Source organism: Amycolatopsis sp. NPDC098790 (assembly GCF_044759945.1).
Taxonomy (GTDB): domain Bacteria; phylum Actinomycetota; class Actinomycetes; order Mycobacteriales; family Pseudonocardiaceae; genus Amycolatopsis.
In genome coordinates, this window is sequence record NZ_JBIWAI010000009.1 from 189354 (window position 1) to 214749 (window position 25396).

At 72.4% G+C, this 25396-nt stretch carries 25 protein-coding genes; 16 read left to right on the forward strand and 9 right to left on the reverse strand.

Translation table 11 applies throughout. The features are described 5' to 3' along the window. Positions 1 to 40 precede the first annotated feature (40 nt). Positions 41 to 619, forward strand: coding sequence for an ArsR/SmtB family transcription factor (locus ACIQWX_RS46655; RefSeq protein ID WP_400885735.1), 579 nt, complete (start codon positions 41 to 43; stop codon positions 617 to 619). A 156-nt stretch (positions 620 to 775) separates the two neighbouring features. Here ACIQWX_RS46655 and ACIQWX_RS46660 read toward each other — a convergent pair whose 3' ends face one another. Further along, positions 776 to 1804 (reverse strand): epoxide hydrolase family protein, encoded by a 1029-nt coding sequence (locus ACIQWX_RS46660; RefSeq protein ID WP_400885737.1) that lies wholly within the window; start codon positions 1802 to 1804, stop codon positions 776 to 778. Between the two features lie 37 nt (positions 1805 to 1841). Here ACIQWX_RS46660 and ACIQWX_RS46665 point away from each other — a divergent pair, with 37 nt between their 5' ends. Both ACIQWX_RS46665 and ACIQWX_RS46670 read left to right on the forward strand, forming a co-directional pair. Continuing rightward, a complete protein-coding gene (locus ACIQWX_RS46665) occupies positions 1842 to 2402 on the forward strand; it encodes a TetR/AcrR family transcriptional regulator (protein ID WP_400885740.1) in 561 nt (186 codons plus the stop codon). Next, a complete protein-coding gene (locus tag ACIQWX_RS46670) occupies positions 2399 to 2713 on the forward strand; it encodes a hypothetical protein (RefSeq protein ID WP_400885743.1) in 315 nt (104 codons plus the stop codon). The genes ACIQWX_RS46665 and ACIQWX_RS46670 overlap by 4 nt, the downstream gene beginning before the upstream one ends. On the opposite strand, the gene ACIQWX_RS46675 is transcribed toward ACIQWX_RS46670, so the two are convergent. Continuing rightward, positions 2710 to 3522 (reverse strand): SigB/SigF/SigG family RNA polymerase sigma factor, encoded by an 813-nt coding sequence (locus ACIQWX_RS46675; protein ID WP_400885745.1) that lies wholly within the window; start codon positions 3520 to 3522, stop codon positions 2710 to 2712. The two genes, ACIQWX_RS46670 and ACIQWX_RS46675, sit on opposite strands and share 4 nt — an antisense overlap. 76 nt (positions 3523 to 3598) lie before the next feature. Continuing rightward, the gene (locus tag ACIQWX_RS46680) at positions 3599 to 4558 is read right to left on the reverse strand and encodes an esterase-like activity of phytase family protein (protein WP_400885748.1); all 960 of its coding nucleotides are present in this window, start codon (positions 4556 to 4558) and stop codon (positions 3599 to 3601) included. A gap of 394 nt (positions 4559 to 4952) precedes the next feature. Between ACIQWX_RS46680 and ACIQWX_RS46685 the strand changes: the two genes are divergently transcribed. From ACIQWX_RS46685 to ACIQWX_RS46705, 5 genes are all read left to right on the forward strand, one after another. Continuing rightward, entirely contained in the window at positions 4953 to 7235 is a 2283-nt protein-coding gene (locus ACIQWX_RS46685; RefSeq protein WP_400885751.1) for a cellulase family glycosylhydrolase, read from the forward strand. A gap of 28 nt (positions 7236 to 7263) precedes the next feature. Next, positions 7264 to 9084 carry a rhamnogalacturonan lyase gene (locus ACIQWX_RS46690; RefSeq protein WP_400885753.1) on the forward strand — a complete coding sequence of 607 codons (1821 nt, stop codon included), beginning with the start codon at positions 7264 to 7266 and terminating at the stop codon, positions 9082 to 9084. A 62-nt stretch (positions 9085 to 9146) separates the two neighbouring features. Further along, positions 9147 to 10358 (forward strand): PucR family transcriptional regulator, encoded by a 1212-nt coding sequence (locus tag ACIQWX_RS46695; protein WP_400885755.1) that lies wholly within the window; start codon positions 9147 to 9149, stop codon positions 10356 to 10358. 151 nt (positions 10359 to 10509) lie between these two features. Then, a complete protein-coding gene (locus ACIQWX_RS46700) occupies positions 10510 to 12840 on the forward strand; it encodes a molybdopterin cofactor-binding domain-containing protein (RefSeq protein ID WP_400885758.1) in 2331 nt (776 codons plus the stop codon). An 8-nt stretch (positions 12841 to 12848) separates the two neighbouring features. Then, positions 12849 to 13325: a (2Fe-2S)-binding protein gene (locus tag ACIQWX_RS46705; RefSeq protein ID WP_400885761.1), complete on the forward strand. Its 477-nt coding sequence runs from the start codon at positions 12849 to 12851 to the stop codon at positions 13323 to 13325. A gap of 63 nt (positions 13326 to 13388) precedes the next feature. Here ACIQWX_RS46705 and ACIQWX_RS46710 read toward each other — a convergent pair whose 3' ends face one another. Beyond that, the gene (locus ACIQWX_RS46710) at positions 13389 to 14279 is read right to left on the reverse strand and encodes a LysR family transcriptional regulator (RefSeq protein ID WP_400885763.1); all 891 of its coding nucleotides are present in this window, start codon (positions 14277 to 14279) and stop codon (positions 13389 to 13391) included. Positions 14280 to 14357: 78 nt separating this feature from the next. Between ACIQWX_RS46710 and ACIQWX_RS46715 the strand changes: the two genes are divergently transcribed. Beyond that, the gene (locus ACIQWX_RS46715; RefSeq protein ID WP_400885765.1) at positions 14358 to 15266 is read left to right on the forward strand and encodes an EamA family transporter; all 909 of its coding nucleotides are present in this window, start codon (positions 14358 to 14360) and stop codon (positions 15264 to 15266) included. Between the two features lie 67 nt (positions 15267 to 15333). Continuing rightward, positions 15334 to 15948 carry an NAD(P)-dependent oxidoreductase gene (locus ACIQWX_RS46720; protein WP_400885767.1) on the forward strand — a complete coding sequence of 205 codons (615 nt, stop codon included), beginning with the start codon at positions 15334 to 15336 and terminating at the stop codon, positions 15946 to 15948. On the opposite strand, the gene ACIQWX_RS46725 is transcribed toward ACIQWX_RS46720, so the two are convergent. Together ACIQWX_RS46725 and ACIQWX_RS46730 are read right to left on the reverse strand one after the other, a co-directional pair. Beyond that, the gene (locus tag ACIQWX_RS46725; RefSeq protein WP_400885769.1) at positions 15932 to 16375 is read right to left on the reverse strand and encodes a hypothetical protein; all 444 of its coding nucleotides are present in this window, start codon (positions 16373 to 16375) and stop codon (positions 15932 to 15934) included. The two genes, ACIQWX_RS46720 and ACIQWX_RS46725, sit on opposite strands and share 17 nt — an antisense overlap. Before the next feature lie 352 nt (positions 16376 to 16727). Next, complete coding sequence (locus tag ACIQWX_RS46730; protein ID WP_400885772.1) at positions 16728 to 17666, reverse strand: RNA polymerase subunit sigma-70; 939 nt, start codon at positions 17664 to 17666, stop codon at positions 16728 to 16730. Between the two features lie 108 nt (positions 17667 to 17774). On the opposite strand from ACIQWX_RS46730, the gene ACIQWX_RS46735 reads away from it, so the two are divergent. Then, positions 17775 to 18845 (forward strand): DUF5134 domain-containing protein, encoded by a 1071-nt coding sequence (locus ACIQWX_RS46735; RefSeq protein WP_400885775.1) that lies wholly within the window; start codon positions 17775 to 17777, stop codon positions 18843 to 18845. Here ACIQWX_RS46735 and ACIQWX_RS46740 read toward each other — a convergent pair. Then, positions 18817 to 19575: a PP2C family protein-serine/threonine phosphatase gene (locus tag ACIQWX_RS46740; protein WP_400885778.1), complete on the reverse strand. Its 759-nt coding sequence runs from the start codon at positions 19573 to 19575 to the stop codon at positions 18817 to 18819. The two genes, ACIQWX_RS46735 and ACIQWX_RS46740, sit on opposite strands and share 29 nt — an antisense overlap. Positions 19576 to 19975: 400 nt before the next feature. On the opposite strand from ACIQWX_RS46740, the gene ACIQWX_RS46745 reads away from it, so the two are divergent. The 4 genes from ACIQWX_RS46745 to ACIQWX_RS46760 are packed head-to-tail and all read left to right on the forward strand — an operon-like array spanning position 19976 to position 21887. Then, a complete protein-coding gene (locus ACIQWX_RS46745; protein WP_400885779.1) occupies positions 19976 to 20344 on the forward strand; it encodes a roadblock/LC7 domain-containing protein in 369 nt (122 codons plus the stop codon). A 37-nt stretch (positions 20345 to 20381) separates the two neighbouring features. Beyond that, complete coding sequence (locus tag ACIQWX_RS46750) at positions 20382 to 20747, forward strand: hypothetical protein (RefSeq protein ID WP_167379542.1); 366 nt, start codon at positions 20382 to 20384, stop codon at positions 20745 to 20747. A 19-nt stretch (positions 20748 to 20766) separates the two neighbouring features. Further along, entirely contained in the window at positions 20767 to 21435 is a 669-nt protein-coding gene (locus ACIQWX_RS46755) for a hypothetical protein (protein WP_400885782.1), read from the forward strand. 44 nt (positions 21436 to 21479) lie between these two features. Next, positions 21480 to 21887, forward strand: a complete 408-nt coding sequence (locus ACIQWX_RS46760; RefSeq protein ID WP_400885785.1) for a DinB family protein — start codon at positions 21480 to 21482, stop codon at positions 21885 to 21887. A 110-nt stretch (positions 21888 to 21997) separates the two neighbouring features. Here the strand turns inward: ACIQWX_RS46760 and ACIQWX_RS46765 are convergent, their stop codons facing one another. Beyond that, on the reverse strand, positions 21998 to 22585 hold the full coding sequence (locus ACIQWX_RS46765; protein WP_400885786.1) for a DUF2231 domain-containing protein: 588 nt from the start codon (positions 22583 to 22585) through the stop codon (positions 21998 to 22000). Positions 22586 to 22631: 46 nt separating this feature from the next. Then, positions 22632 to 24071: a hypothetical protein gene (locus ACIQWX_RS46770; protein WP_400885789.1), complete on the reverse strand. Its 1440-nt coding sequence runs from the start codon at positions 24069 to 24071 to the stop codon at positions 22632 to 22634. 127 nt (positions 24072 to 24198) lie between these two features. Here ACIQWX_RS46770 and ACIQWX_RS46775 point away from each other — a divergent pair, with 127 nt between their 5' ends. After that, positions 24199 to 25380, forward strand: coding sequence for a cysteine desulfurase family protein (locus ACIQWX_RS46775; protein ID WP_400885792.1), 1182 nt, complete (start codon positions 24199 to 24201; stop codon positions 25378 to 25380). The last annotated feature ends 16 nt before the right edge of the window (positions 25381 to 25396 follow it).

The window sequence follows — 25396 nt, forward strand, 5'->3', positions numbered from 1 at the left end:
AACTCTTTGCAAAGAACTCTCTGTGGTCTACGGTGGGGCCATGACCAAGGACGAGCCGTCACGGCCACTGGACGCGCGCATGCTGCGCGCGCTCGCCCACCCGCTGCGGATGCGCATGCTCGAGCTGCTGCAGGCGGACGGCCCGGCGACCGCGACCGGGCTCGGCAAGCGGGTCGGGGAGAGCTCCGGCACCACCAGCTGGCACCTGCGGCAGCTGGCCGAGGCGGGCCTGGTCGAAGAGGATGGCGACCGCGGCACCAAGCGCGAACGGTGGTGGCGCTCGGTCCAGAAGGCGACGCGGATGCGGGCCGCCGACTTCATCGGCGACCCGGATCTCGCGGCCCCGCTGGACATGTACCTGCGCTCGGTGATCGAGCACCGCTACGAAGCCGAGTCGCGGTTCCTCAGCGAGCTTCCACAATGGATGGACGAGTGGTACGACAAAGCCACGTTCAGCGACGTCCGGCTGACGCTGACGCCCGAGGAAGCGGCGGCGATGAGCGCGGAGGTCGACGCGGTGATCCACCGCTACCGCCGGGACGCGCGACCGGGCGACCACCACGTGATCGCGCACTGGTCGGCGTTCCCGCGGCAGGCGCAGCCCGAAGAATCCGACTGAGGGGGAAAAGATGGTGCACTTCTTGCTGGCGGAAGACCTGGTCCGCGAACGGGAGACGGAGCTGAGACGGGCGGCGACCCGCGTCCGGCGCGACGGAACGCGACGGCAGCGTCTCGGGTGGGTCCTCGTGGAAACCGGCCTGCGACTGGTGGCCGCTCAGCCGCCCAGCTTGACCGCCAGGCGGACGTCGCCCACGTAGGCCTCCGGTTGTTCCCAGGCCGCGAAGTGGCCGCCCGCCGGGTGTTCCACGTATTCGCGGATGTTCAGGAACGCCTCGGCGTAGCTTCGCGGTTCGGGCTTGATGTCGTGCGGGAAGATCGACAGCACGGTCGGCGTGCCGATCCGGCCGGGGAGGGTGGCGGGTTCGGCGTAGGTGGTGAAGGACGTGCCGATCGTGCCGGTGACCCAGTACGCGGTGATCCAGGTGAGGAGCTCGTCCGGCGTGAAAGCCGAGGCGTCGGACCAGGATTCGAGCTTCTCGGCGATCCAGGCCGCGAGCCCGGCGGGCGAGTCGCCGAGGGCGACGGCGAGCGTGCTGGGCCGCGTCGACTGCTCGGCGATGTACCCGCCCTCGGCGCGGAACCACCGCGCGGCCCGGTCGAGGTAGGCCGCCGCGTCCGGGGCGAGCGTCGCGGGGTCGGCGGTGAGTGCGCGCTGCGGCGCGACGTTCGTCAGGTGCAGCGCCGTCACGCGATCGGGGTGTCCGGCCGCGAGGATCTCCGCGACGGTCCCGCCGATGTCGCCCCCGGACACCGTGTAGCGCGGGTGGCCGAGTTCGGCGAGGGCGTCGGCGACGAGGCCGGCGATCCGGCCGGCCGACATGCCGGGCTCGGTCAGCGGAGCCGCGAACGGGAAGCCCGGCAGGGCGGGGACCACGACGTGCACGTCCGTGAGCAGGGGCAGGACGCGTTCGAACCGCAGCACCGAGTCCGGCCAGCCGTGCAGCAGCACGACGACGGGGGCATCGGGGTCGGCCGCTCGCTGATGGATCAGCCGCAGGCCGCCAGCGGTCGTCCAAGGAAGCGCGCGGATGCGGCGTTCGTGGGAGTCCCAGTCGTAGCCGTTCGCCCAGCGGTCCAGGAGTTCGTCGAGGCGGGTGCCGCCGAAGCCGCGGTCCGGGTCGTCGCGCCACGGGGTGGTGACCCGCCGGGTGCGCCGGAGTCTGTCACGGAGGTCGTCGCTCATGTGTATCACCGTACACATGATGTGTATGCTCGTACACATGACTTCGCGCAACGCCGCGGCCACCCGGCAGCGGATCCTGGAGCACGCGAAACGCCAGTTCGCCCGGCACGGCTACACGGCGATCACGGTCAAAGGGGTGGCCGACGCGGCCGGCGTGTCACCCAACCTCATCACGCGCTACTTCGGCGGCAAGGAAGGCCTGTTCCTCGCGGCGACCCGGGTGGAGATCCCGGTGGTGGACTCGTTCGACGGCGACCGCGCGACGCTGGGGCCGCGCCTGGCGGCGAGCATCGTCCGCCGCTGGTTCGGCGAGCCGGGCGAGGACCCGCTGCTGGTGCTGCAACGCGCGTCCGGCGAACGCCCCGAGGCGGCGGAGGCGCTCGCGGCGTTCCTGGACACCCATTCGCTGGAGCCGTTGCACCGCTACCTGCGCGACAGCGGTCTGGACGACGCGGAGGCCCGCGGCCGAGCGGCGGCGATCGACGCGTTCGTGCTCGGCGTCTCGACCCGCCGCCGGGTCCTGCGCGCCGAACTCGGCGACCCGGCGGAACTCGAAGCGTGGTTGAGCGTGACGATCCAGCGATTGGCGGACGGGTGAAGGAAGAGTGGTACGCGGTGCGGTGCGTCTTCAGGTGGACGGAAGCCGGCGGGCAGCCGTACGAAGAGCGAATCACGTTGTGGCGCGCGGACTCCCTCGACGGGGCTATCGCTTTCGCCGAGGCGGAAGCGCGGGAGTACGCGGCGAACACCGGAGTCGACTACCTCGGGCTCGCCCAGGGGTACGAGACCGGGCAAGAGGAACTCGCGCCGGGCAGCGAGGTGTTCTCGCTGCTGCGGCGGAGTCCGTTGCCGCCGGAGGAGTACCTGGACCGGCACTTCGACACCGGCGGTGAGCACCAAGCCGGCTAGCCGGCGACCACCCGGTGCCGCAGCTGTTCGAGGGTCTTCGCCAGCAAGCGGGACACCTGCATCTGGGACACGCCCACCCGCTCCGCGATCTGGCTCTGCGTCAGCTCCTCCACGAACCGCATCTCGATGATCGCGCGCTCGCGGGGTGGGAGGTCGGCCATCGCCGCCTCGAGCGTCAGGTGGTCGTCCGCCTTCGAATACGGGGATTCGCGGTCGGCCAGCTGGTCGCCGATCGTGCCGGTGTCGCCGCCGCCGCGGGCCGGAGCGTCCAGGGAGGCCGGCTTGTACGCCTCGGCCGCCAGGAGGCCCTCGCGGACCGTCTCGACGTCGATGTCCAGGTGCGCCGCGATTTCGCTCGGGGTGGGGGAGCGGCCCAGGTCGTGGGCCAGCTCGCCGGTCGCCCGGACGAGGTTCTGCTGCAGCTCCTTCAGCGCCCGCGGTACGCGCATCGACCACGCGCTGTCGCGGAAGTGCCGCCGGACCTCGCCCATGATCGTCGGCACCGCGAACGACAGGAAGTCCCGGCCGCGGCCCGGGTCGTAGCGGTCGACCGCGTGGATCAGGCCGGTCCGCGCGACCTGCACGAGGTCGTCGAACGACTCGCCGCGCCCGGCGAAGCGCTTGGCGATGTTCTCGGCCAGTGCGAGGTGCTCGGTGATCAGGCGGGCGCGCAGCTCGGCGTGCCGCGGGTCTCCGGGCACCAGCTCGCTGCGCTCGTCGAACAGCGGAGCGCAGTGGGCGAACTGGTTGGCCCGCCGAGGCGCGGGGGTGAGCGTCGCGGCGGGTCGCTCAGGGGCTCTGACAACCATGGTGACCACTTACCCAAAGCCGTCACGATCCACACGAACCGGTGACGCGTTGGTACATCCGGAGCAACGCACCGGATCAGCAGGACAGCGTGCCCGCGCGCAGGGCGTGGCCGCCGTCGTCCGCGTCGTCGGCCCACACGACGGCCTTGCGCCCCGACGAGCACGTCGGTGCGATCGCGAAGCCTTCGTTGTTGTAGTTCGGCATCTTCGACGGCCGCGCGTAGGTCGCCGACACCGCGAACTTCCCGTTGACGATCTTCAAGGTCGCCGTCTTGCCGCCGCACGTGTCGTCGCAGACCGTCCAGAGGCGGCCGGTAGCCGGCTCGAACTCCAGCTCCATCACGCTCGGGAAACCGGCCGGAAACGCCGCGACGCGGGTGAAGCCGCCGCCCGACTGGCTGAGGGCGTAGGCGTAGACCATGCCTTCGTCTTCGAGGCCGACGAAGTACAGGCCGCTGCCGTGGCCGGGGTAGGCGGCCGGGTCGTACGCGGCCTTCGCGTGGTCGTCGCGGAAGCCGTTCGCGGTCAGGAACGAGTCCGGGATCCACGTGATGCCCTCGAAGCCGCCGTTGTCGTCGACGTCGGGCAGGTCGCCGGTGAGGTCCCACTCGGCCACCGCGCCGAGCGACCCGGCCGGGGAGGCGGTGTCGAACCGCAGCACCTTCAGCAGGCTGCCGTCGCCGTCGTTGTCGCGCTCGGTCGCGGCGAAGACGCCGTCGGGTGTGGCCACGACCCCTTCGGCGTCCGGGTCGCCGCTGCCGTCGCGGTAGTGCAGCGCCTTCCCGGACGGCCAGCCGGCCGCCGGGGTCCACTTCCCGCCGTCGCGGACGAGCCGGTAGAGGGTGCCGGGACCGTTCTTGACCGCCCACAGCACGTCGGGGCCGTCGAAGGCGAGCCCGCTCAGGTTCTCGCCGAAGACGCCGGCGGCGTCGGCGACCGTGATGGCGGGATCGCCCGGCCACGTCGCCGTCGCGGCGTCGGCGACGCCGGTGGGAAGGGCCAGCAACGCGGTGAAGAGGACTACGGAGAACCGCACGTCGTGCTCCTGGGGCCGGTGGGCGGGACGGGGGCAACGCGGCGTGGGGAAGAACGATCTTGACTGTACCGAGGCCGCCGTCCGCGGGCAATGGACCGGCGTTGCGCCATTCCGGCACGTCGTGGTCGCGGACCGTCCACATCGGACTGAGTCCGCGCGGTCACCTGAACCGGCTGCGGACGGCCGACGCGACCTGCGAGGCCCGGGTCCGCCCGGCCGGTGCCGGCCAGGCCGGGGCCGAGCGCGCTAACCGTAATCCCGCGCCTCGACCGGTTTTCGACGACGTGGTCGAATCCGCCGATACTTTCGCTCCGGGTGTCCGAGCCGTTACACTCCCCGGCTGGGAGCGCTCCCAGCACGACTGTCCCCATCGGTTTCCCACCAGGAGGTCGGCATGTCCCGGCGTTTTCTCCGGGCGGTCGTGGTCGGCGTGCTCGCGGCCGCCTGCGTCCTCGCCCCGTCACCAGCCACAGCCAGCCCAGCCACTCCCGCCAGCGCGGTAGCCGCGCCCACGCGGGTCATGGCGCTGGGCGACTCCATCACCGGCTCGCCCGGGTGCTGGCGCGCCCTGCTGTGGAAACACCTGCAGGACACCGGCCACACCGACGTCGACTTCGTCGGCACGCTGCCCGCTCAGGGCTGCGGGTTCACCTACGACGGCGAAAACGAAGGTCACGGCGGTTTCCTCGCCACCGGCATCGTGCGCGACAACCAGCTGCCGGGCTGGCTTTCGGCCACCCGGCCGGACGTCGTCCTCATGCACCTGGGCACCAACGACGTCTGGAACGGCATCGCGGCGAGCACGATCCTCGACGCCTTCACCACGCTGCTCGGCCAGATGCGGGCGAGCAACCCGGCGACCAAGCTCGTCGTCGCCAAGATCATCCCGATGAACCCGGCCAACTGCGCCGCCTGCGCGCAGCGCGTGGTCGACCTGAACAACGCCGTCCCCGGCTGGGCGCAGGCACACTCCACGGCGGCGTCGCCGATCACCGTCGTCGACCAGTGGACCGGGTTCGACACCGCCGCCGACACCACCGACGGCGTGCACCCGAACGGCACCACCGGCATCCAGAAGATGGAAAGCCGCTGGTACCCGGCCCTGGTCGCGGCGCTGCCCGGCGCGACGGCGGCGGCCGGGCTGCACGTGAGCGGCACGCAGGTCGTCGAAGCGAACGGCACGGCGTTCGTGATGCGCGGCGTCAACCACCCGTACGCCTGGTACCCGGCCCAGACGCGGGCCTTCGCGGACATCAAGTCCTTCGGGGCCAACACCGTCCGCGTCGTGCTCGGCAGCGGCCAGCGGTGGGGACCGACGTCGGCGGCCGAAGTCACGAGCGTCGTCGCGCTGTGCAAGCAGAACCGGCTCATCTGCGTGCTCGAAGTCCACGACACCACCGGTTACGGCGAGGAGAGCGCGGCGGCCAGCCTGGACCAGGCCGCGAGCTACTGGATCAGCGTCGCCAATGCGCTCAAGGGTCAGGAGAACTACGTCGTGATCAACCTGGGCAACGAGCCGTTCGGCAACAACCAGCAGGTGAGCGCGACGTGGGCGAGCGCGACGAGCGCCGCGGTCACCCGGTTGCGCGGCGCCGGGCTGCAGCACCTGCTGATGGCCGACGCGCCGATGTGGGGCCAGGACTGGCAGAACATCATGCGCGACAACGCCGCTTCGGTGCTCAGCGCCGACCCGCAGCACAACACGGTGTTCTCCATCCACATGTACGGCGTCTACGACACCGCCGCCGAGATCACCGGGTACTTCGACGCCTTCCGCACCGCCGGCCTCCCGCTGGTGGTGGGGGAGTTCGGGAACATGCACACCGACGGCAACCCCGACGAGGACACGATCATGGCCCAGGCGCAGGCCCGCGGCCTCGGCTACCTCGGCTGGTCGTGGAGCGGCAACGGCAGCGACGTCGCTTACCTGGACATGGTCAACTCCTTCGACCCGGCCAGTTTGACGGCATGGGGAGAGCGCTTTCTCACGGGCGCGAACGGCGTCCGGCAGACGTCGAAGGAAGCCACGATCTACGGCGGGGGAACCACCGACACGCAGGCCCCGACCACGCCGGGTACCCCGACCGCGTCGGCGGTGACGGCCACGGGCGCCACCCTGGCGTGGACCGCTTCGACCGACAACGTCGGCGTCACCGGCTACGACGTCCTCCGCGCGACCGGCAGCGGCGCGTTCACCCAGGTCGGCACCACCGGCACGACCACGTTCACCGACTCCGGCCTGACGGCGTCGACGACCTACCGGTACCAGGTGCGCGCCCGCGACGCCGCGGGGAACACCTCGGCGAACTCGGCGGCCGCGAGCGTGACGACCACCGCGGGCGGTGGCACCGGGGCCTGCAAGGTCGGCTATTCCGCGCCCCCGTGGGGTGGCGGCAACGGGTTCACCGCGAACGTGACCATCACCAACACGGGTTCGAGCACGCTCACCGGCTGGACCCTCGCCTTCAGCTACACCGCGGGCCAGCGGGTGACCCTGCCCGGCTGGGGCGCCACCTTCACCCAGACCGGCGGCGACGTTTCCGCGACGAACCTGAGCTGGAACGGCACCCTGGCCCCGAACGCGTCGACCGGCATCGGCTTCAACGGCACGTTCACCGGATCCAACCCGGCGCCGGCGTCGTTCACCCTCAACGGCAGCACCTGCACGGCCGGCTGAACCGTCCACTTCAGACAAGGAGAGAAGCATGCACGCGCTGAGTCGCCGGCTGGTCGTGGCCGCCGCGGGTGTCCTCGTGCTGGGGCTGACCCCGGCCGCCGTCGCGGCGGAAACCACGCCGCCGCCGCAATTCGACAAGCTCAACCGCGGGGTCGTCAGTGTCCACACCCCGCAAGGGAACCGGGTCGGCTGGCGGCTCCTCGCCGACGACCCCACGGGTGTCACGTTCGCCGTCTACCGCGACGGCACCCGCGTGACGCAGACGCCGGCCGGCGGGCCGACCGGCTTCCTCGACGCCGGTGCGCCCGCGGGCGCCAAGTACACCGTCCGCGCGGTTGTCGGCGGTGTCGAACGGATGTCGGCGTTCGCCGCCGAGGAGTCGCTGACGCTCGACAGCACGGCCGCGGCGAGCACGCGGGACGTCCCGATCCAAATCCCGCCCGGTGGCACCACGCCGTCCGGGGAGAGCTACACCTACGCCGCCAACGACGCGAGCGTCGGCGACCTCGACGGCGACGGCCAGTACGAGATCGTGCTCAAGTGGGATCCGAGCAACGCCAAGGACAATTCGCAGTCCGGCTACACCGGGAACGTCTTCGTCGACGCCTACCGGCTCGACGGCACCCGGCTGTGGCGGATCGACCTCGGCCGCAACATCCGCGCCGGCGCGCACTACACGCAGTTCCAGGTCTTCGACTACGACGGCGACGGCCGGGCCGAAGTCGCGATGAAGACCGCCGACGGCACGCGCTCCGGCACCGGCCAGGTCATCGGCAGCTCCAGCGCGGACTACCGCAACTCCAGCGGGTACATCCTGTCCGGCCCGGAGTACCTGACGATGTTCAACGGCCAGACCGGCGCGGCGATGTCCACGGTGAACTACGACCCGCCGCGCGGCACGGTGTCGTCGTGGGGTGACAGCTACGGCAACCGCGTCGACCGGTTCCTCGCCGGGACGGCCTACCTGGACGGCTCGCACCCGAGCCTGATCATGTCCCGCGGCTACTACACCCGCACGGTCATCGCCGCGTGGGACTTCCGCGGCGGCGCGCTGACCGAGCGGTGGAAGTTCGACTCGAACTCGGCAGGCTCGCAGTACGCCGGCCAGGGCGACCACCAGCTGGCCACCGCGGACGCCGACGGCGACGGCCGAGACGAGATCGTCTTCGGCGCCATGGCGATCGACGACAACGGCGCTCCACTGTGGAACACCCGGCTCGGCCACGGCGACGCCATGCACGTCGGCGACCTGATCCCGAGCCGGGCCGGGCTCGAAGAGTTCAAAGTGGACGAAGACACGTCGAAGCCGGCCGCCTGGATGGCCGACGCGAAGACCGGGCAGATCATCTGGCAGAACGCGTCCTGCGGCTGCGACAACGGCCGCGGCGTCTCGGACGACGTCTACGCCGGCAGCCCCGGCGCCGAGTCCTGGTCGTCGGCGGTGTCCGGGTTGCTGAACACCAGCGGGCAGAACATCGGGCGCAAGCCGTCGTCGACCAACTTCGTCATCTGGTGGGACGGCGACGCCCAGCGCGAGCTGCTCGACGGCACCCACATCGACAAGTACGGCACCAGCGCCGACACCCGGCTGCTCACCGCGTCCGGCGTGCACGCCAACAACGGCACGAAGAACACGCCGTCGCTGCAGGCGGACCTGTTCGGCGACTGGCGCGAGGAGGTCGTCTGGCCGACGTCGGACAACCGCGCTTTGCGGATCTACTCGACCACGGACACGACGAGCATCTCCCACGTCTCGCTGATGCAGGACCGGCAGTACCGGGAAGCCGTCGCGTGGCAGAACACCGCGTACAACCAGCCGCCGCACCCCAGCTTCGCGCTCGCGAGGTGAGCGGGAACGCAGGTCGCGACGTAGGCTGACGCGCCGGGGAGAGCGCGACAGTGGTGGTGCGGATGGGTGAGACGCGGGCGGCGGCCCGGGACACCGCGTGGTCACTGGCGGCCAGGGTGCTGGACGAGCTGGACGAGCTCACCGGCGCCCTGGTCGCCGTCATCGTCGAGCAGAACCCGGGCTACCGCGTGGACGACGTCGTGCCCGACGACGACCTCTGGCGGTCCTGCCACGACAACCTCCGCCGGGTCCTCCAGCTGATCGGGCGCCCTGCCGGGACCGGCGAAGACCTCTACGACGCGGCGAGGGCGACCGGACGGCGCCGCGCCGAGCAGCAGCTCCCGCTCGACGACGTGCTGCGCTCGTTCCGGATCGGCGGCCGGCTGGTCTGGCAGGCCCTCACCGAGCAGGCCCGGGCCACCGGGTCGGTGAACAACGAAGCCATGCTGGACCTCGCGACCCGCGTGTGGGAGGTCGTCGACGCCACCTCGGCCCAGGTGGCGCTGGCCTACCACGCGGCGGAGCGCAGCTTCGTCCGCGCCGACGAGCAGCGGCGCGCGTCGTTGTGGGAGGGGCTGCTGCAGGGCCGGGCCGCCGACGCGGGGTTCGCCTACGAGGCCGGCCGGGCGCTGCGCCTGCCGATTTCGGGGCCGTACGTCGCCGTGGTGGCCGCGGGTCCCGGCGACGCCGCCTTCGCCGAGCCGCTCGGCGCCGCGCTGGAGGACCTCGGGTCGGCGTCCGCCTGGCAGTCGCGCGCGGACGTCCTCGTCGGGCTCGTCTCCCTGCCGGGCCGGGAGGTGACCGACGTCGTCGGCGCGATCGGGTCCGTGCTCACGGTGCCGGCCGGGGTGTCGCTGGTCGTCGCCGGGCTGGCGGCCGTGCACACGGCCTACCGGCAGGCGGTGCTGGCGATGCGGACCGTCCCGCCGGGCCGGGTCGAGGTCGTCTGCCTGGCCGAACGGCTGCCCGAGGCCCTGCTGCTCTCTTCGCCCGAACTGACCGAGTCGCTGCAGCGGGACTGGCTCGGCGACCTGCTGGACCTGCGGGCGGTGGAGCGCGGCCCGCTGCTGGAGACGCTGGCGACGTGGGTGCGCACCGGCGGCTCGGCGACCCGCTCGGCGCAGGCGCTGCACTGCCACCGCAACACCGTGCTCAACCGGATCCACCGGCTCGAGGAGCTGACCGGCCGGTCGCTGACCGGCGGCGAACTGGCCTTGGAGCTCGCCCTGGTCGTTCGCGCGCTGCCGTTCCTCCCGCCACCGCGCGTGCCCTGACCGGTACCCGCTGTGCACAGTGCACAACGACACTAGGCCAAATGTAGGCAGCCAGGTCCTTCATTCGGCGGCGTGATCTGTGTAACACTCCGCCCGGCGGTGCTCCGGCCCGCGCTCTCCCACACCGTCGTTCGAGAGGTCCCAGCCGCTCATGCCCGAACACGACCCCGCCGTCCCACCACCCGGGTCCGAGCCGCGATCGATGGCCCGCCGCCGGTTCCTCGGTTTCGTGCTGGCCGCGCCCACGCTCGCCGTCGCCGCCCAGATCGGCGGCTCCGAACTGGCCCCGCGCGAAGCCGGCGCGGCGATCCCGTCCCTGCCCCAGCCCGAGGACATCTTCGACCTCGGCGACCTGCAGAACCTCGCCGCGCTGCCGACGTCCGGCCTGATCGGCGTCCAGGTCGGCGCCGACGGCCGGGCTTCGTTCGCCGTGCCGCGCGCCGAGGTCGGGCAGGGGATGACCACCGCGGTGGCGATGATGATCGCCGAGGAGCTGGACCTCCCGCTGGACAAGATCGACGTCACCCTCGCCGACGCCCGGCCCGAGCTGCTGATGAACCAGCTGACCGGCGGCTCCAACTCGATGCGCAGCATCTACACGCCGGTCCGCACGGCGTCGGCGATCGCCCGGCAGCGGCTGCTGGCCGCGGCCGCCGCGAAGTGGGCCGTGCCGGTGTCGCAGCTGACGACGTCCGCCGGCGTCGTGCGCGGTGCCGGCGGCCGCACCGCGAGCTACGGCTCGCTCGCGAAGGCCGCCGCGTCCGCGACGACGATCAGCGTGACCGCGACGCTCAAGCCGCGGTCGGGCTTCAAGGTCCTCGGCACCCCGCAGAACCGGCTCGACGCGCACGCGGCGGTCACCGGCACCAAGGAGTTCACCCTTGACCTGGACGTCCCGGGCGCGCTGCCGACGATGGTCGCGCGGCCGCCGACGATCAACGGCACCCCGCGCTCGATCCTCAACGCCGCCGAGGTCAAGGCGATGCCGGGGATCACCGACGTCGCCGCGATCTCGCACGGCGTCGCGGTGCGCGGCCGCACGTTCGGCCAGTGCATCGACGCGATCCGCGCGTTGAAGGTGACCTGGGGCCCCGGCACGGTCGACGGCGAGTCCGACGCGACGGTGCTCAAGAAGCTCAAGGCCGCGCAGCTGCCGATGACCGTGCCCGGGTTGCTCGACCAGTACATCGACGCCGAGTTCACCTTCGCCGCGGCCAGCAACAGCCCGCTCGAAACGGGCGCGGCGATCGCCGATGTCCGCGCCGACCGCGCGGAGATCTGGTCCTGCCTGAAGGTGCCGATCGTCGCCCAGGAAGAAATCGCGAAGCTGCTGGGGATCCCGCAGGACGCGGTCACCGTGCACGTCACCCAGGGCGGCGGCTCGTTCGGGCGTCACCTGTTCCACGACGCGGCCGCCGAAGCGGCGGAGGCGTCGCAGAAGATGGGCAAGCCGGTCAAGCTGATGTGGTCGCGCACCGACGACTTCCGGCAGGGCCGCATCCACCCGATGTGCGTGTCGCGCGTCCGGGCGACCTACCTGCTCGGCAACGTCGTCAGCTTCGAGCAGCGGCACACGAGCGTGCAGACCGAGTTCAGCCACGGGCTGGGCGAGATGATCACCTCGACCGCCGCGAAGCTGCCGATCGCCGGCAACCTCAGCTTCGCCGAGTCGATCTTCCTGCTGAGCCAGTCGTCGCCGTACAACTTCGGTGTCACGACCCAGCTGCTCAACGAGATCCCGCTGAAGTTCAACACCGGCAGCATGCGCAACATCTATTCGCCCAACGTCGTCACGGCCGAGGAGCTCGTGGTCGACCAGCTGGCGAAGAAGTTCGGCAAGGACCCGGTCGCGTTCCGCCGCGAGTTCCTCAAGGACGACCGGCTGCGGGCGGTGCTCGACAAGGCCGTCCAGGTCGGGAACTGGGGCCGTTCGCTGCCCGCCGGGGTGGCGCAGGGGATCGCGCTGCACTCGGAATACCGGGGCGCGGTCGCGGTGCTGGTGGAGATCGACTGCCGGCCGGAGACGGTCAACCGGCCCATCCGCGAAGGCGTCACCGGCCCGCGCGTGACGAAGGCACTGGTCGTCGTCGACCCCGGCTTCGCGATCAACCCGCGCGGCCTGGAAGCCCAGATGATCGGCGGGCTCAACGACGGCATCGCGATGTGCCTGACCTCCAGCATCCACATCAAGGACGGGCTCCCGCTGGAAGGCAGCTGGGACAACTACTTCTACACGCGCGAGTGGAACACCCCGCCCGAGACGCGGGTCGTGGTGATGCCGAACACGTCGGACAGCCCCAGCGGCGCGGGCGAGCTGGCGGTGGCGCCGTCGTTCGCCGCGGTGGCCTGCGCGTACGCGCGTGCGGTCGGCAAGATGCCGACCTCGTTCCCGATCAACCACGGCACGCTCTCGTTCGAGCCGCTGCCGGTGCAGCCGTCCACGCCGCCGTCGCCGACCGACGGCCTCGACCACGCCTACTAGGAGCCCTTGTGCCGCAACACACCCTGAAGATCAACGGCAAGGTGGTCACGGTCGACGCCGACGACGACCTCCGGCTGCTGTGGGTCCTGCGCGACCTGCTGGGCATCAAGGGCCCGAAGTACGGCTGCGGGCTCGACGTCTGCAAGGCGTGCACCAGCCACATCAACGGCAAGGCGTTCAACCCGTGCTCGGTCCGCGTGGCCGACATCGAGGAGTCGGACGAGATCACGACGATCGAAGGCCTCCCGGCGACGGTCGGCAAGGACCTGCACCCGATGCAGGAGGCGTGGCTGGAACTGGACGTCGCCCAGTGCGGGTACTGCCAGCCGGGCCAGATCATGGCGGCGGTGGCGAAGGTCCGCCAGGCGACCGCGGCCGGCCGCGAGATCACCGACGCGGACCTGGACGAGATCCGGAACATCTGCCGCTGCGGGACCTACGCGCGGATCCGCGAGGCGGTGAAGGCGGGCGCGGCGAAGATGTGACGCGGGGTTGCCCGAACGTCATGAACGACTCTTTCATGTCATCCGGCGACATGAAAGGGTCGTTCATGACGTCGCCGCGCCGCCGGTGTCGAGACTCAGCAGGTCCACGAACGCCAGCGCCGCCGGGGTCGGGTTCGCCTCGGCCCAGATCAGGTACTCCACGCGGGCCGGGGCGTCGGTGATCTCGATCGTCGCCACCCCGGTCAGCTGCGGCGCGAACCCCGACGGCAGCATCGCCACCCCCAGCCCCGGGCCGACCAGGCGCGGGACGTAGTCCGCGCTCGTCACCTCGTACGCCACCTCGCGGTCGAGCCCCGCCGCCGCGAACGCCTGGTCGGACTGCGCTCGCCCGGCCGTGCCCGGCGGCAGGTCGACGAACACCTCCGCGGCCAGGCGCTTCAAGCTCACCGTCGGCTCGCCGGAGAGGGGGTGGTCCGGGGCCACCACCGCGATCAGGTGCCCGCGGGCCAGCTCCCGGACCGCGACGCCGCGCGGGGTCGCCGTCGTGGGCAGGCCGAGGAACGCCGCGTCGAGGCTGCCGTCGCGGACCTGCTCGATCAGGTCGTCGCTCGCCCCGACCCGCAGGCTGATGCGCACCTGCGGGTACCGGTCGTGGAACTCGCGGATCGCGGCCGGGACGTCGGCCGCGGTGACCGTCGGGATCAGGCCGACCGCCAGCCGCCCGCGCACCTCGCCCACCGCCGCCGCGACCTCGGCCGCCGCCCGTTCCGCCGCGGCCAGGCACTGGCGCGCCGACGGCAGGAACGCCTCGCCCGCCGGCGTCAGCCGCACCCGGCGGCTCGTCCGGTCGAACAGCCGCGCGCCGAGCTCGCGCTCGAGCCGCGCGACCTGGTGGCTCAGCGCCGACTGGACGACCAGGCACCGCTCGGCGGCCCGGGTGAAGCTGGACGTTTCGGCGATCGCGACGACGTACCGCAGCTGCTGGAGTTCCACGCATCCATCTTGAACCACGATCGCTGCGGTGACGAACATGTGTTGGACTCATCGATCGGGCTCCGGTGGAATTTCGGTATGACCAGTCAGCTCGTGCGGACGGACGCTCCTCACGTGGACGTCCCGCGCATCGCCCTCACCGCGGCCGCGCCGATGGTGTGGGGCACCACCTACCTCGTCACGACCGAGTTCCTCCCCGCCGGCCACCCGCTCTTCGCCGGCCTGCTGCGCGCGCTGCCCGCCGGGCTCATCGCGCTCGCCTTCACCCGGACGCTGCCGCGCGGCGCCTGGTGGGGCAAGGCGGCCGCGCTCGGCGTGCTCAACATCGGCCTCTTCCTGCCGCTGCTGTTCGTCGCCGCGCAACGCCTGCCCGGCGGCGTCGCCGCGACGCTGGGTGCCGCGCAGCCGCTCGTCGTCGCCGTCCTGGCGGTGCCCTTCCTGCGCGAACGCCTGTCGGGGTGGCGGCTCGGCTGGGGTGTCGCGGGCATGATCGGCGTCGGCCTGGTCGTGCTCGGCCCGGCGGCGGCGTTCGACGGCGTCGGCGTCGCGGCCGGTCTCGGCGGCGCGGCCACGATGGCGCTCGGGGTGACACTGACCAAGCGCTGGGGACGTCCCGCCGGCGTGGGCCCGGCCGCGTTCGCCGGCTGGCAGCTCACCGCGGGCGGCCTCTTCCTGCTGCCGCTGACGTTCCTCTTCGAGGGCGCGCCGCCGTCGATCGACGGCCGGGCCGCGCTCGGCTACCTGTGGCTCGGCTTGATCGGCGGGCTGCTGACCTACGCACTGTGGTTCCGCGGCGTCACGACGCTGCCGGTCGCGTCGGTGGCCGTGCTGGGGCTGCTGTCCCCGCTGGTCGCGGCCGTCCTCGGCGCGGTCGTGCTGGGCCAGACGCTCGGCGTGGTCCAGCTCGCCGGGTTCGCGCTCGCGCTGGCCGCGCTCGTCGCCGGCCAGCTGCCGGCGCCGTCCGTCCGGAAAGGACAGTTCTCGTGAAGGGCGGCGGGTTCGCGCTCGTCGCCGGCCGGCTCCCGCTTCTCTCCGTCCGGAAAGGACAGTGCTCGTGAAGATCGCCGTCGTCGGCGCCGCCGGCATGGTCGGCTCCCGCGTCCTCGCCGAAGCCGCCCGGCGCGGCCACGACCTCCTCGCGATCGTGCGGACGCGGCGCCCCGGCCTGCCGGACGTACCCGTGGTCGAGGCCCGTCCGGACCGGCTGGCCGCGTTCTTCGCGGGCACCGACGCGGTCGTGGCGGCGGCCCGGCCCGCGCCGGGGCAGGAGCACACCGTCGCCCCCACGACGACCGCGCTGCTCGACGCGGCCGCGACGGCGGGCACCCGCGTCCTCGTCGTCGGCGGCGCGGCCCCGCTGCGCGCGCCCGGCGGCGGGCTGGTCCTCGACGACCCGCGGTACGTTCCGCCCGAGTACCGCGCCATCGCCGGCGCCAGTGCCGCGCAGCTGGCCGTCTGCCGGGCGCACCCGGCCGCCGACTGGGTCTACCTGAGCCCACCCGCGATCCTGGCGCCCGGCGCCCGGACCGGCGGCTACCGCCGCGGCACGACGACGCTGCTGACCCGGCCGGACGGCACGTCCGAAATCTCGGCCGAAGACCTCGCCGCGGCCGTCGTCGACGAACTCGAGAACGCCGGCGCGGACCGGCACTTCACGGTCGGCTACTGACCTTGGTCTCGCACCGCACCTGCGGCGCCGCCTCGGTCCCGGACGCGACGCAGTCGACGCCGAGGCCCGGCCCGGGAACGGGGTAGGCGAAGACGGTCGGCGCGTCGCTGTCGCGGCCGGCGGAGAACTTGAGGACCGTCGGCTGCCAGGACCCGGTGCCGTGCAACACCTTCGAGTAGTACGCGGTGTGCGGGCCGATGGTCGTGCCCATGCCTTCGCCTTCGTCGTTCAGCTCGTGCACGGTCAGCACGTAGTCCCCGGCGGTGTACTTGCCCTGGCCCTCGTGCCCGGCTTCGGCCGGGGTCGCGCTGACGACCTCGGGCGCGACGGGGTCGGCGGCGGTGGCGATGACCGTGGCCCCGATCGCCACCACCGCCGCCCCGGCGGCGACCGCGACGACCCCGGCCCTCCTGGCTGTGAAGTCCATGACGATCAAGCTAGGCCGCCGGCGCCCGCCACCACCTCGGCCGAAGGGACACCGGCCCTCGTCCTTTCGGCCGAGGTCGAGGTCAGGGACGGACGAGCGCGTAGGTCAGCAGGGCCGGTGCCGTCCCGACCGGGCGCGCCGAGCGGCGCGGGCCGCCGGTTCGACCTGGTCCCGACGGACGCCGACGGCCGGCCGGCGTTCGGCGCGTACCTGGGTGGTCCCTCCGGCATCCGGAACGGGCCGGTACGTGCCGACGCCGGCGGGCGACCGGATCGGCGCGCTGACCCGGTTCGGGAACAGCGTGCTCCCGGCGTTCGGCCCGCCGCGGTCGCGGCCTGGCTGAGCCGGTGGGTCACCCCGGCACCGTCTCCGGCAGCCCGAACGCCGGGAAGAGCCGCTCGTCCAGGAACACCACGATCCGGCCGATGAACCCGCCGTCGGGCTCCAGGACGTGGATGCCGTGGCCCGCGAACGAGCCGTCCGGCCGCCGCGTGTAGCTGCCCATCGCCGGGTACCCGTTCGCGCTCGTCGGCAGCACCCGGCGGGGCGAGGCGAAGATCCGGCGCGTGTGGTGGTCCAGGACCGCCTCACGGCCGTGGAACCACACCGCGATCGGCGGCATCTGGTACTCGACGTCCGAGCGCAACAGCGCCGCCAGGCTCGCGGTGTCCGCGTCCTCGAACGCCTTCAGGTAGCGCCGCAGGACCTCGTCGTCCAACGCCGGGTCCGGGCGCACCTCGTCCTCGACCGGCTGGTCGGCCGCCAGCGTCGCCCGGGCGCGCTGCAACGCGCTGCGTGCCGCCGTGGTCGTCATCCCCAGCGTCGCGGCCGCTTCCGACACCGGGAACCCGGCCACCTCCACGAGCATCAGCACCGCCCGCTGCCGGGCCGGCAGCCGCTGGAACGCCGCCACCACCGCGAGGCGCGTGCTGTCGCGCAGCGCGGCCAGGTCGGCGGGGTCGTCCCCGGCGGTCGGCAGCGGCTCCAGCCACGACACCGCCTCGATCCTCGGCAGCGCCCCGGCGGTCTCCGTCGCCGCGCCGAGCCCGGACGGCAGCACCCGCCGCCGCGCGCTCTTCAGCACGTTGAGGCACGCGTTCGTGGCGATCCGGTACAGCCAGGTGCGCACCGACGAGCGCCCTTCGAAGCCGTCGAAGGCCTGCCACGCGCGCAGCATCGTGTCCTGCACCAGGTCTTCGGCGTCCTGGAACGAGCCCAGCAGCCGGTAGCAGTGGGCGAGCAGCTCACGGCGGTACGGGTCCGCCAGCCGCCAGAAGTCCTCGTCAGACATCGGGTCCTCTCCTGTCCATGCCTGTGCGGACAACCGAGCGGCCCCGGATGCACCGGTGCGTTCGCCGGCCGTGCCCGGTCCACCCGTCATGACACCCGGAACCGCGAAGTGATTCCCGAACGGGCCCGCACCCTCGCCGGCGGCGTGCTGGAGGCGGCCCTCGGCGCGGGCATGGTCGCGATGGCCTGGCCGGCGGCGCTCCCGCAGCTCGTGCTCTACGGCGTCGCCGGGCTGTGGTTCGCGGCCCGTTCCCTGGCCGGCCGGCGCGGCCACGACGTCCACCACGCCCTGATGGCGGCCGCGATGGCGTGGATGGTGGCGCCCGGCGGCGCCTCGAAGCCTGTGGCCGCCGGCCTGACAGCGCTCTTCGCGACGGCCGCCGCGTTCTGGCTGGCGCGCGCCGCCGATGCATTCCGGCGGCGCGCCTTGTCGGACCGGAAGACCCAGAACCCGGACGAGGGAGAACGACCGATGGTGGACCTGCCCCGAATCGTTTCGCGGGAAGAGTGGCTGACCGCCCGCAAGGAACTCCTCGAGGAGGAGAAGGAGGTGACCCTGCGGCGGGACGCGCTCGCCGCCCGGCGTCGCGAGCTGCCGATGGTGAAGGTGGAGGAGGACTACGTCTTCGAAGGGGCGGACGGCAAAGCGCGGCTGCTGGACCTGTTCGAAGGCCGCCGCCAGCTCGTCGTCTACCACTTCATGTTCGGCCCGGACGACACCGAAGGCCACAACAGCTGCGCGCTGCTGGTGGACAACATCGCGCACGAGGAGCACCTGCACGCCCTCGACACGACGGTCGCGCTCGTGTCCCGCGCGCCGATCGCGAGGCTGACGGCGTTCCGGGAGCGCATGGGCTGGACGATCCCGTGGTACTCGTCGCTCGGCAGCAGTTTCAACTTCGACTACCACGTCGCGAACGACGAGTCGGTGGCGCCGGTCGAGTACAACTACAAGGACAAGGCGACGCTGCTGGCGAAGGGCACGCCGTGGTACGCCGAGGGGGAGTGGCAGGGGCTGAGCGTCTTCTTCCGCGACGGCGACGACGTCCACCACACGTATTCGACGTACGAACGCGGTCTCGACCAGTTGGTGACGACCTACACCTACCTCGACCTGACGCCGCTGGGGCGCCAGGAGCACATCACGAAGTTCAGCCTGCACGACCAGTACGCGTCGTAGCCGCCCGGGCCGGGACGACGTGCACGACCACCGCGGTCGCGTTGTCCCGGCCGCCGGCGTCTTCGGTGTCGGCCAGCAGCCGGGCGACCTGGTCGGCGGGTGACCCCGGCCCGGCCAGGACCTCCCGCACCCGCCGGTAGGGCACCTGGTCGGTGACGCCGTCGGTGCACAGCAGCAGGACGTCGCCCGGGCGTGGCGCGACGTTGAGCACGTCCGGCTCCGGGCGCGCGGGGTGACCGACGTACCGCGTCAGCTGGTAGCGGGCCGCTTGCGTCTCGGGCGAGTCGAACGCGTACCAGCCGTTGACCGCGCCCAGCCACGCCATGGTGTGGTCGGTCGTCAGCTGTTCCAGCAGCCCGTCGCGCAGGCGGTAGCCACGGGAGTCGCCGATCTGCGTGAGCCACAGGCCGGCGCCGGACGCCACCAGCGCCGTGAGCGTGCAGCCCGTCAGGTCGCCGATCCGCGCACCGGCCGCGCCGACCCGCGCCTGCGCTTCGGCGACCGCTTCGCGCAGCCGCGCGGGGTCGACGGCCTCGCCGACCGGGCGGATCCGGTCCACGAACACCTCGACGGCCGTCCGGCCCGCGACGCGGCTGCCTTCGCCGTCGCCCATCCCGTCGGCCAGCACCGCGAGCAAGGGGTCCTCGTCGAGGTGCACGACGTCGAAGTTGGCCGGGTAGCGCTCGCCGGTGACGCTCCCGGCGGCCGCGCGCAGGACGTGTTCGGTCATGCCCGCATGATGCTCGGCCGGGGTTCGCCGCCGAAAACCGGGCGGCCCGTATCCGGTGAACGGGTGAATGGCAACTGCCGATTACGCAGGGATACGTCCGCTTTCGATGCTCGGAAAATGGTAAAACCGCATTTCAACCACCCTCGCTGTGAATTCCGGACAATCGACGGCCACACCGTCGTGATCAATAGACAACCGTCCGCCGGTGAATTAATTTCGGTTACACCAACCACTCTGCTTCACCCGATCGTGTAAATGCATGGCGTGACCATCCGTCGCGGATAGGCGTGCAGTGATGATGGCGGTAGGGTCGCCGGCGACAGGGCAACTCGAACGGCTGATCGCCGGGCAGCCCGCCGATTCGGTGATCGGCCGCTGCCGAAAGAAAGCAAAGAGGGAATTGGACTTCGACGCACTGGCCGCCGAGCTGCGCAATCTCCGGGACAGCGTCGCCGGGGTGACCGGTACGGTGCTCGCCGCGGTCGACGGGATACCGATCATCGCCGACGCGGACGACTACATCGATCCGGCGAAGATCTCCGCGCTCGCCGCCGCCGATCTCGGAATCGCGCGCCAAGCCGCCGAAATGACCGGGAAGGGCACGTTGAGCCAGACCGTGGTGTTCGGCAGCGAAGGCTACGTGGCCGTCTACGCCGTCGGCCGGCTGGCGCTGATGGTCGTCCTAGGGGACAAGGGCCTGAACGTCGGGCGCCTGCTCTTCGAGTCCCGGCCGGTCATCGACCGGATCGGCACGATCCTGGCCGCGTAGCGGACAAGCCTGTTCAACGGAAAGGTTGCAGATGATGATGAACATCGACACCGCGCTGAAGGAAGCCATGTCGATCACCGGCGCCGTCGGCGTCGCGCTCGTCGACTACGAAAGCGGGATGTCGCTCGGCACCAGCGGTGGCGGTGACTGGCTCGACCTGGAGGTCGCCGCCGCGGGCAACACCGAGGTCGTGCGGTCGAAGCTGCGGGTGATGTCGTCGCTCGCGCTCAACGACAGCATCGAGGACATCCTGATCACGTTGCACCGCCAGTACCACCTGATCCGGTTGATGAACTCGTCGCGGAACTCGCTGTTCCTGTACCTGGTGCTGGACCGGGAACGCGCGAACCTGGCCCTGGCCCGCCACTACCTGAAGCGCATCGAAGCCGACCTGCAGGTGTAGCTCGGGGGAGGAGGGGACGATGACCGGAGGCGGCTCCCGCGCCGCACTCGTCATCGGCTCGGCGTTGATGCACGACCTCGGTTCGCTGTTCCCGGTGGCGATGACCCTCGCCGGCGAGGAACTGGCCTTCACCTTCGTGTCGTCCTGCCCCTCGCCCGACGCGGTCGAGGAGTGGGTCCGGTTGCGGTCGGGTGCCGTCGTGGCCGACCGCGTGCTGCGCTTCCACGTCGACGAGGACCGCCGGCGGATCCGCGTCGAACTGGCCGGATCGCCGGTCCGGGCCCTGGTCGTGCTCGCGGACGAGGTCACCGCGGCGTCGGTGAACGCCCCGCGGCTCGGCCGCTGGCAGGACCAGATGCCCTGCACGCTGCAGGTCGCGATGGACGAGCTCGCGCGGGTGCTGTCGCGCTGCCACCACCGCGCCGGCGGCGCCGAGCCGCTGATCGACCTCGACCTCGGCTACCGGCCGGACCGCGAGTACGAGATCCGGCTGGCGGGCGCGCACGAACGGGTGCGGCCCTTCATCGCCCCGGTCCGCCCGGTGCTGGCGATGCGCTGGCGTTCGACGACCTCGGCGCAGCGCAAGGCGTTCCTCGACGAACTGCCGGACGGCGCGCCCGCCCGCGGCTGGCTCCGCCGGCGGCGTACCGTCCGGGTCATGGGCCTGGAGATGGAGGTTTCCCCCTGAGCGACGACGACTACCTGTGGTTCGCCGGCCGCGCCCTCGACGGGATGACGGCGATCCTCGCGGAACTCGGCGACGAGCGGGCCAACCGCCGTCCCCCGTTGCCGGGAGCGAACACGCCCTACGCGATCGTCACGCATTGCCTGGGCGTGCTGGAGTTCTGGGCCGGCGCACTGGTGGCGGGCCGCGCGGTGGAGCGCGACCTCGAGGCCGAGTTCACGGCGTCGGGGCCGGTGGCCGGGCTGATTTCCCGCGTCGCGGCGGCGAAGGAGCAGTTGCGAGCGGACCTCGCGGCGGCCGAGCCGGCCGCGCCTTTGCGGGCTCCTTCGCCGCCGAAGTACGCGGACACACCGGCGGGCCGGACGCAGGGCGGGGCGCTGCAACACGTGTACGAAGAGCTGGCCCAGCACCACGGCCAGCTCGAGCTGACCCGCGACTTCCTGCGCGAGCACTGATCGGCTGGAGCATCGAGGACACCTGGTGCCGCCGATGCATCCGCCGGCCGGCGGATCCGGTTGAGGCGATCGTCGCCGCCGCCTCCCGCCGGGGGCGGCGCCCGTTCGGGTTACGCCGGGTTCCGCGGTGCCGCCGGGTCGCTCCCCGCCACCTCCGCGGGGTCGAAGTCGAGCGGCTGCCACCGGAACACCCCGGCTCCCTGGGCGTACGCCAAATGCCCCCCGAGCGCGCCGCCCGCACCCGCCGCCGTCAACCCGAGCGTGCTCAGGACCCGGCCGCGCACCACCCGGCCGCGGCGGCGGGCCGCGTACGACGCCCCGAACAACGCGATCGCCACCGCGTTGCTCGCCGCGTGGACCAAACCCACCCGGCGTTGCCGCACGTCGAGGTCCGAGTAGTCGGCCAAGCCGAGCACGATCGCCGGCGGGGCCGCCAGCAAACCGGCCGCCACCAGCCGGCGGGCCTCCTCCTGGCGGCCCGGTAGCAGGTCGAACGCCGCCGCGCAGAGCCACGCGCCGATCGGGACCGTCACCGCGATCGGGTGCAGCGGGTGGCCGAGCCAGCGCCCGCGCAGCAGCTTGCCGACGGTGCTCTCCGCCGGGCCGCGCAGGCGCCGGGTCAGCTCGGCCGCCGGCTTGTCGAGGCCCGAGGCGTGCTCGACCGCGTGCAGGGCCCGGTGAGGTGCGGGGGAGTTCATGCCTCGCGGCTACCCCCGCCGCCGCGCCTCAACCCACCGCGCCGGGTCAGGCCCGCATCAGGATGAAGTCGCCGTGGCCGCCGTACCCGAGGACGTCCTCCGCGTACTGCGTGCCGTCGAACGTGGGGAGCCACCAGCGGTTCCCGATCCGCACCAGCATCGGGTGCGGGATGTTCGTGCCGTACGGAGCGTTGAGCGTGCCCAGCTTGCGCAGCCGCAGGTCGTACACCGGGTACTCGCGGGCGTCGCCGTCGCTGGCGAACAGGTACCACCGCCCGCCCACCCGCTGCAGGATCGTGCCCTCCGTCTGGCCGACCGACGTGTCGGCACCCAGCAGCGTCAGGCCGTGGTCGTAGTCGGCACCGCGCGGCGCCGCCGCGAGCGCGGGGTGGAACACGAAGGACGGCTGCTGCGCGGGGCTTTCGACGAACGCGATGTGCCAGCGCCCCTCGATCCGCGTGAGCGCCGGGTCCCACGAGCTGACCGACGTCGGCAGCGGGAGCTGTCGCGTCGGCAGGACGTGCACCCCGGACAGCACGTTTTCGCGGGTGACGGTGTGCCGCACGTGGACGCCGTTGAAGGAGAAGTCGCCCCACGAGCTCATCAGCAGGATGAACCGGTCGTCGTCGACCACGATCTGCCCCGCGTGGTCGCCGAGCACGACGCCGTCGCGCGCGAAGAACAGCGTCGCGACCTGCTCCAGCTTCGTCGGATCGGCGAGGTCGAGCGTCCACACCGCCCAGTGCGCCTGCTGGAAGAAGCCGAGCCCGGCGTTGGTCATGGTCAGGTAGAGCTTGCCGTCGCGGATGAAGGGCCGGCCGTCGGCGTACTGCACGACGTGCGGGTCGCGCACCCCCGCCTGGCCGTAGTAGCCGGCCCGCACCCGGCCCAGGCGCGCCGGGCCGCGGCTGCCGTACGCGTAGCCGAGCTTGCCCAGCACCGCCGGGTCGCGCAGGTCGATCCGCGCCCGCACCTGGTCGCGCTCGGTCAGCAGCGGCCGCCAGCCGTCGCCCGTATCGGCCAGTACCGTCACGGCGTTTTCGTTGACCACCACGGCGAAGCCGAACGCTCTCGGCAGGCTCGCCGCGGCGGTCTTGACGACGGCGGTGCCGCCCGCGGTGGTGATTTCGATGCCGGCCTGTCCGGCGGCGGGGTCGTAGGTGCCGAGCACCGAGACGCCGTTCCCGGCCAGCCCGGCGACCACGGGAGCGCCGGCGTCGCGCACGTCGACGGTCACCGTCCCGTAGGGCGCTTTCGGCCGGACCCCGGTCTTGACGAGGGCGCCGGGCCGGGCCGCGGTGTCGACCTGGACGAACTTCGGGGCGATCAGGGCGAAGGGCCGGAACTGTTCCGTGACGGAGAACTTCAGGGAGAGGGGGTCGGCGCCGGCGGCTTCGGCGGTCCCGCCGAGCAGGCTCGCGGTCACCCCGGTCACCCCCAGCGCGGTGAGGGCACGCAGCACGTCGCGTCGATCGAAGTCGGTCACCTTTGACCTCCGGGTGGGGACGGATCGGGCGTCCCAGTTTGCGACGTGGCATGCCACGTTGCAACCGGCGCTGCGGCGCGGTGCGGGGCATGCTGGACGCGGCGTTCCGGCAAAGGGAGGGATCCGGGTGAGCGGACGGACGAGCGAAGTGGCGTGCCCGCGGCCGCCGAGCCTGGCGACCGGGCCGGTCTACCTCGACTACAACGCCACCACGCCGGTCGACCCGCGGGTCACCGAAGCCGCGTTGCCGCACTGGACGGACTTCTTCGGGAACCCGTCGAGCGAACACGCCTACGGCGCCGAACCGCGCCGGGCGCTGGCCGCCGCGCGGGCGCAGGTGGCCGGCCTGATCGGCGCGCGGCCGGAGGAGATCGTGTTCACCGCGTCCGGCTCGGAGGCGAACCTGCTCGCCCTGCGGGGCGCGGTGCTCGCCGCGTGCACGCACCTCGTCGTCCAGGCGACCGAGCACCCCGCCGTGCTGGAGACCGCCCGCGCGCTCGGCCGCCTCCACGGCACCCGGGTCACCGTGCTGCCCGTCGACCACCACGGGCTGGTCTCCCTCGACGCGCTGGAGGCCGCCCTGCGGACCGGCGCGGACCGCACGGTCGTGTCGGTCATGGCGGCGAACAACGAGACCGGCGCGATCCAGCCGGTCGCGGAACTGGCCGCGCTCGCGCACTCCCGCGGCGCGCTCGTGCACTGCGACGCCGCGCAGGCGTGCGGGAAGATCCCGGTCGACGTCGGCGCGCTCGGCGTCGACCTGCTGACGGTGGTCGGCCACAAGATGTACGCCCCCCGCGGCGCGGCGGCGCTGTTCGTGCGCGAAGGCGTGGCGCTGGAGCCGGTCGTCTACGGCGGCGGGCAGGAAGGCGGCCTGCGGGCGGGCACCGAGAACGTCGCACTGGCGGTGGCGCTCGGAACCGCCGCCCGGCTCGCGGCCGCCGACCTCGCGGCCGGACGCGTCGCCGCGCTGCGCGACGACTTGCACCGGCGGCTGGCCGAGGTGCTGCCGGGCCGCGTCCGGCTCAACGGCCCCGACGCGCCCGGGCAGCGGTTGCCAAACACGCTCAACGTCAGCATCGACGGCACCCGCGGCCACGACGTGCTGGCCCGCGCGCCGGAGATCGCGGCCTCGACCGGCTCGGCGTGCCACAGCGGGGTCCACGCGCCGTCCCCGGTGCTGACCGCGATGGGGTTCGATGCCGCCCGGGCGCTGGCGGCGATCCGGCTGTCGCTGGGACGGTGGAGCACGCCGGCCGACGTGGACACCGCCGTGCAGGCCCTCGAAGCGGCGGTCGTGGACTGCTGAGCCGGAGACAGGATCG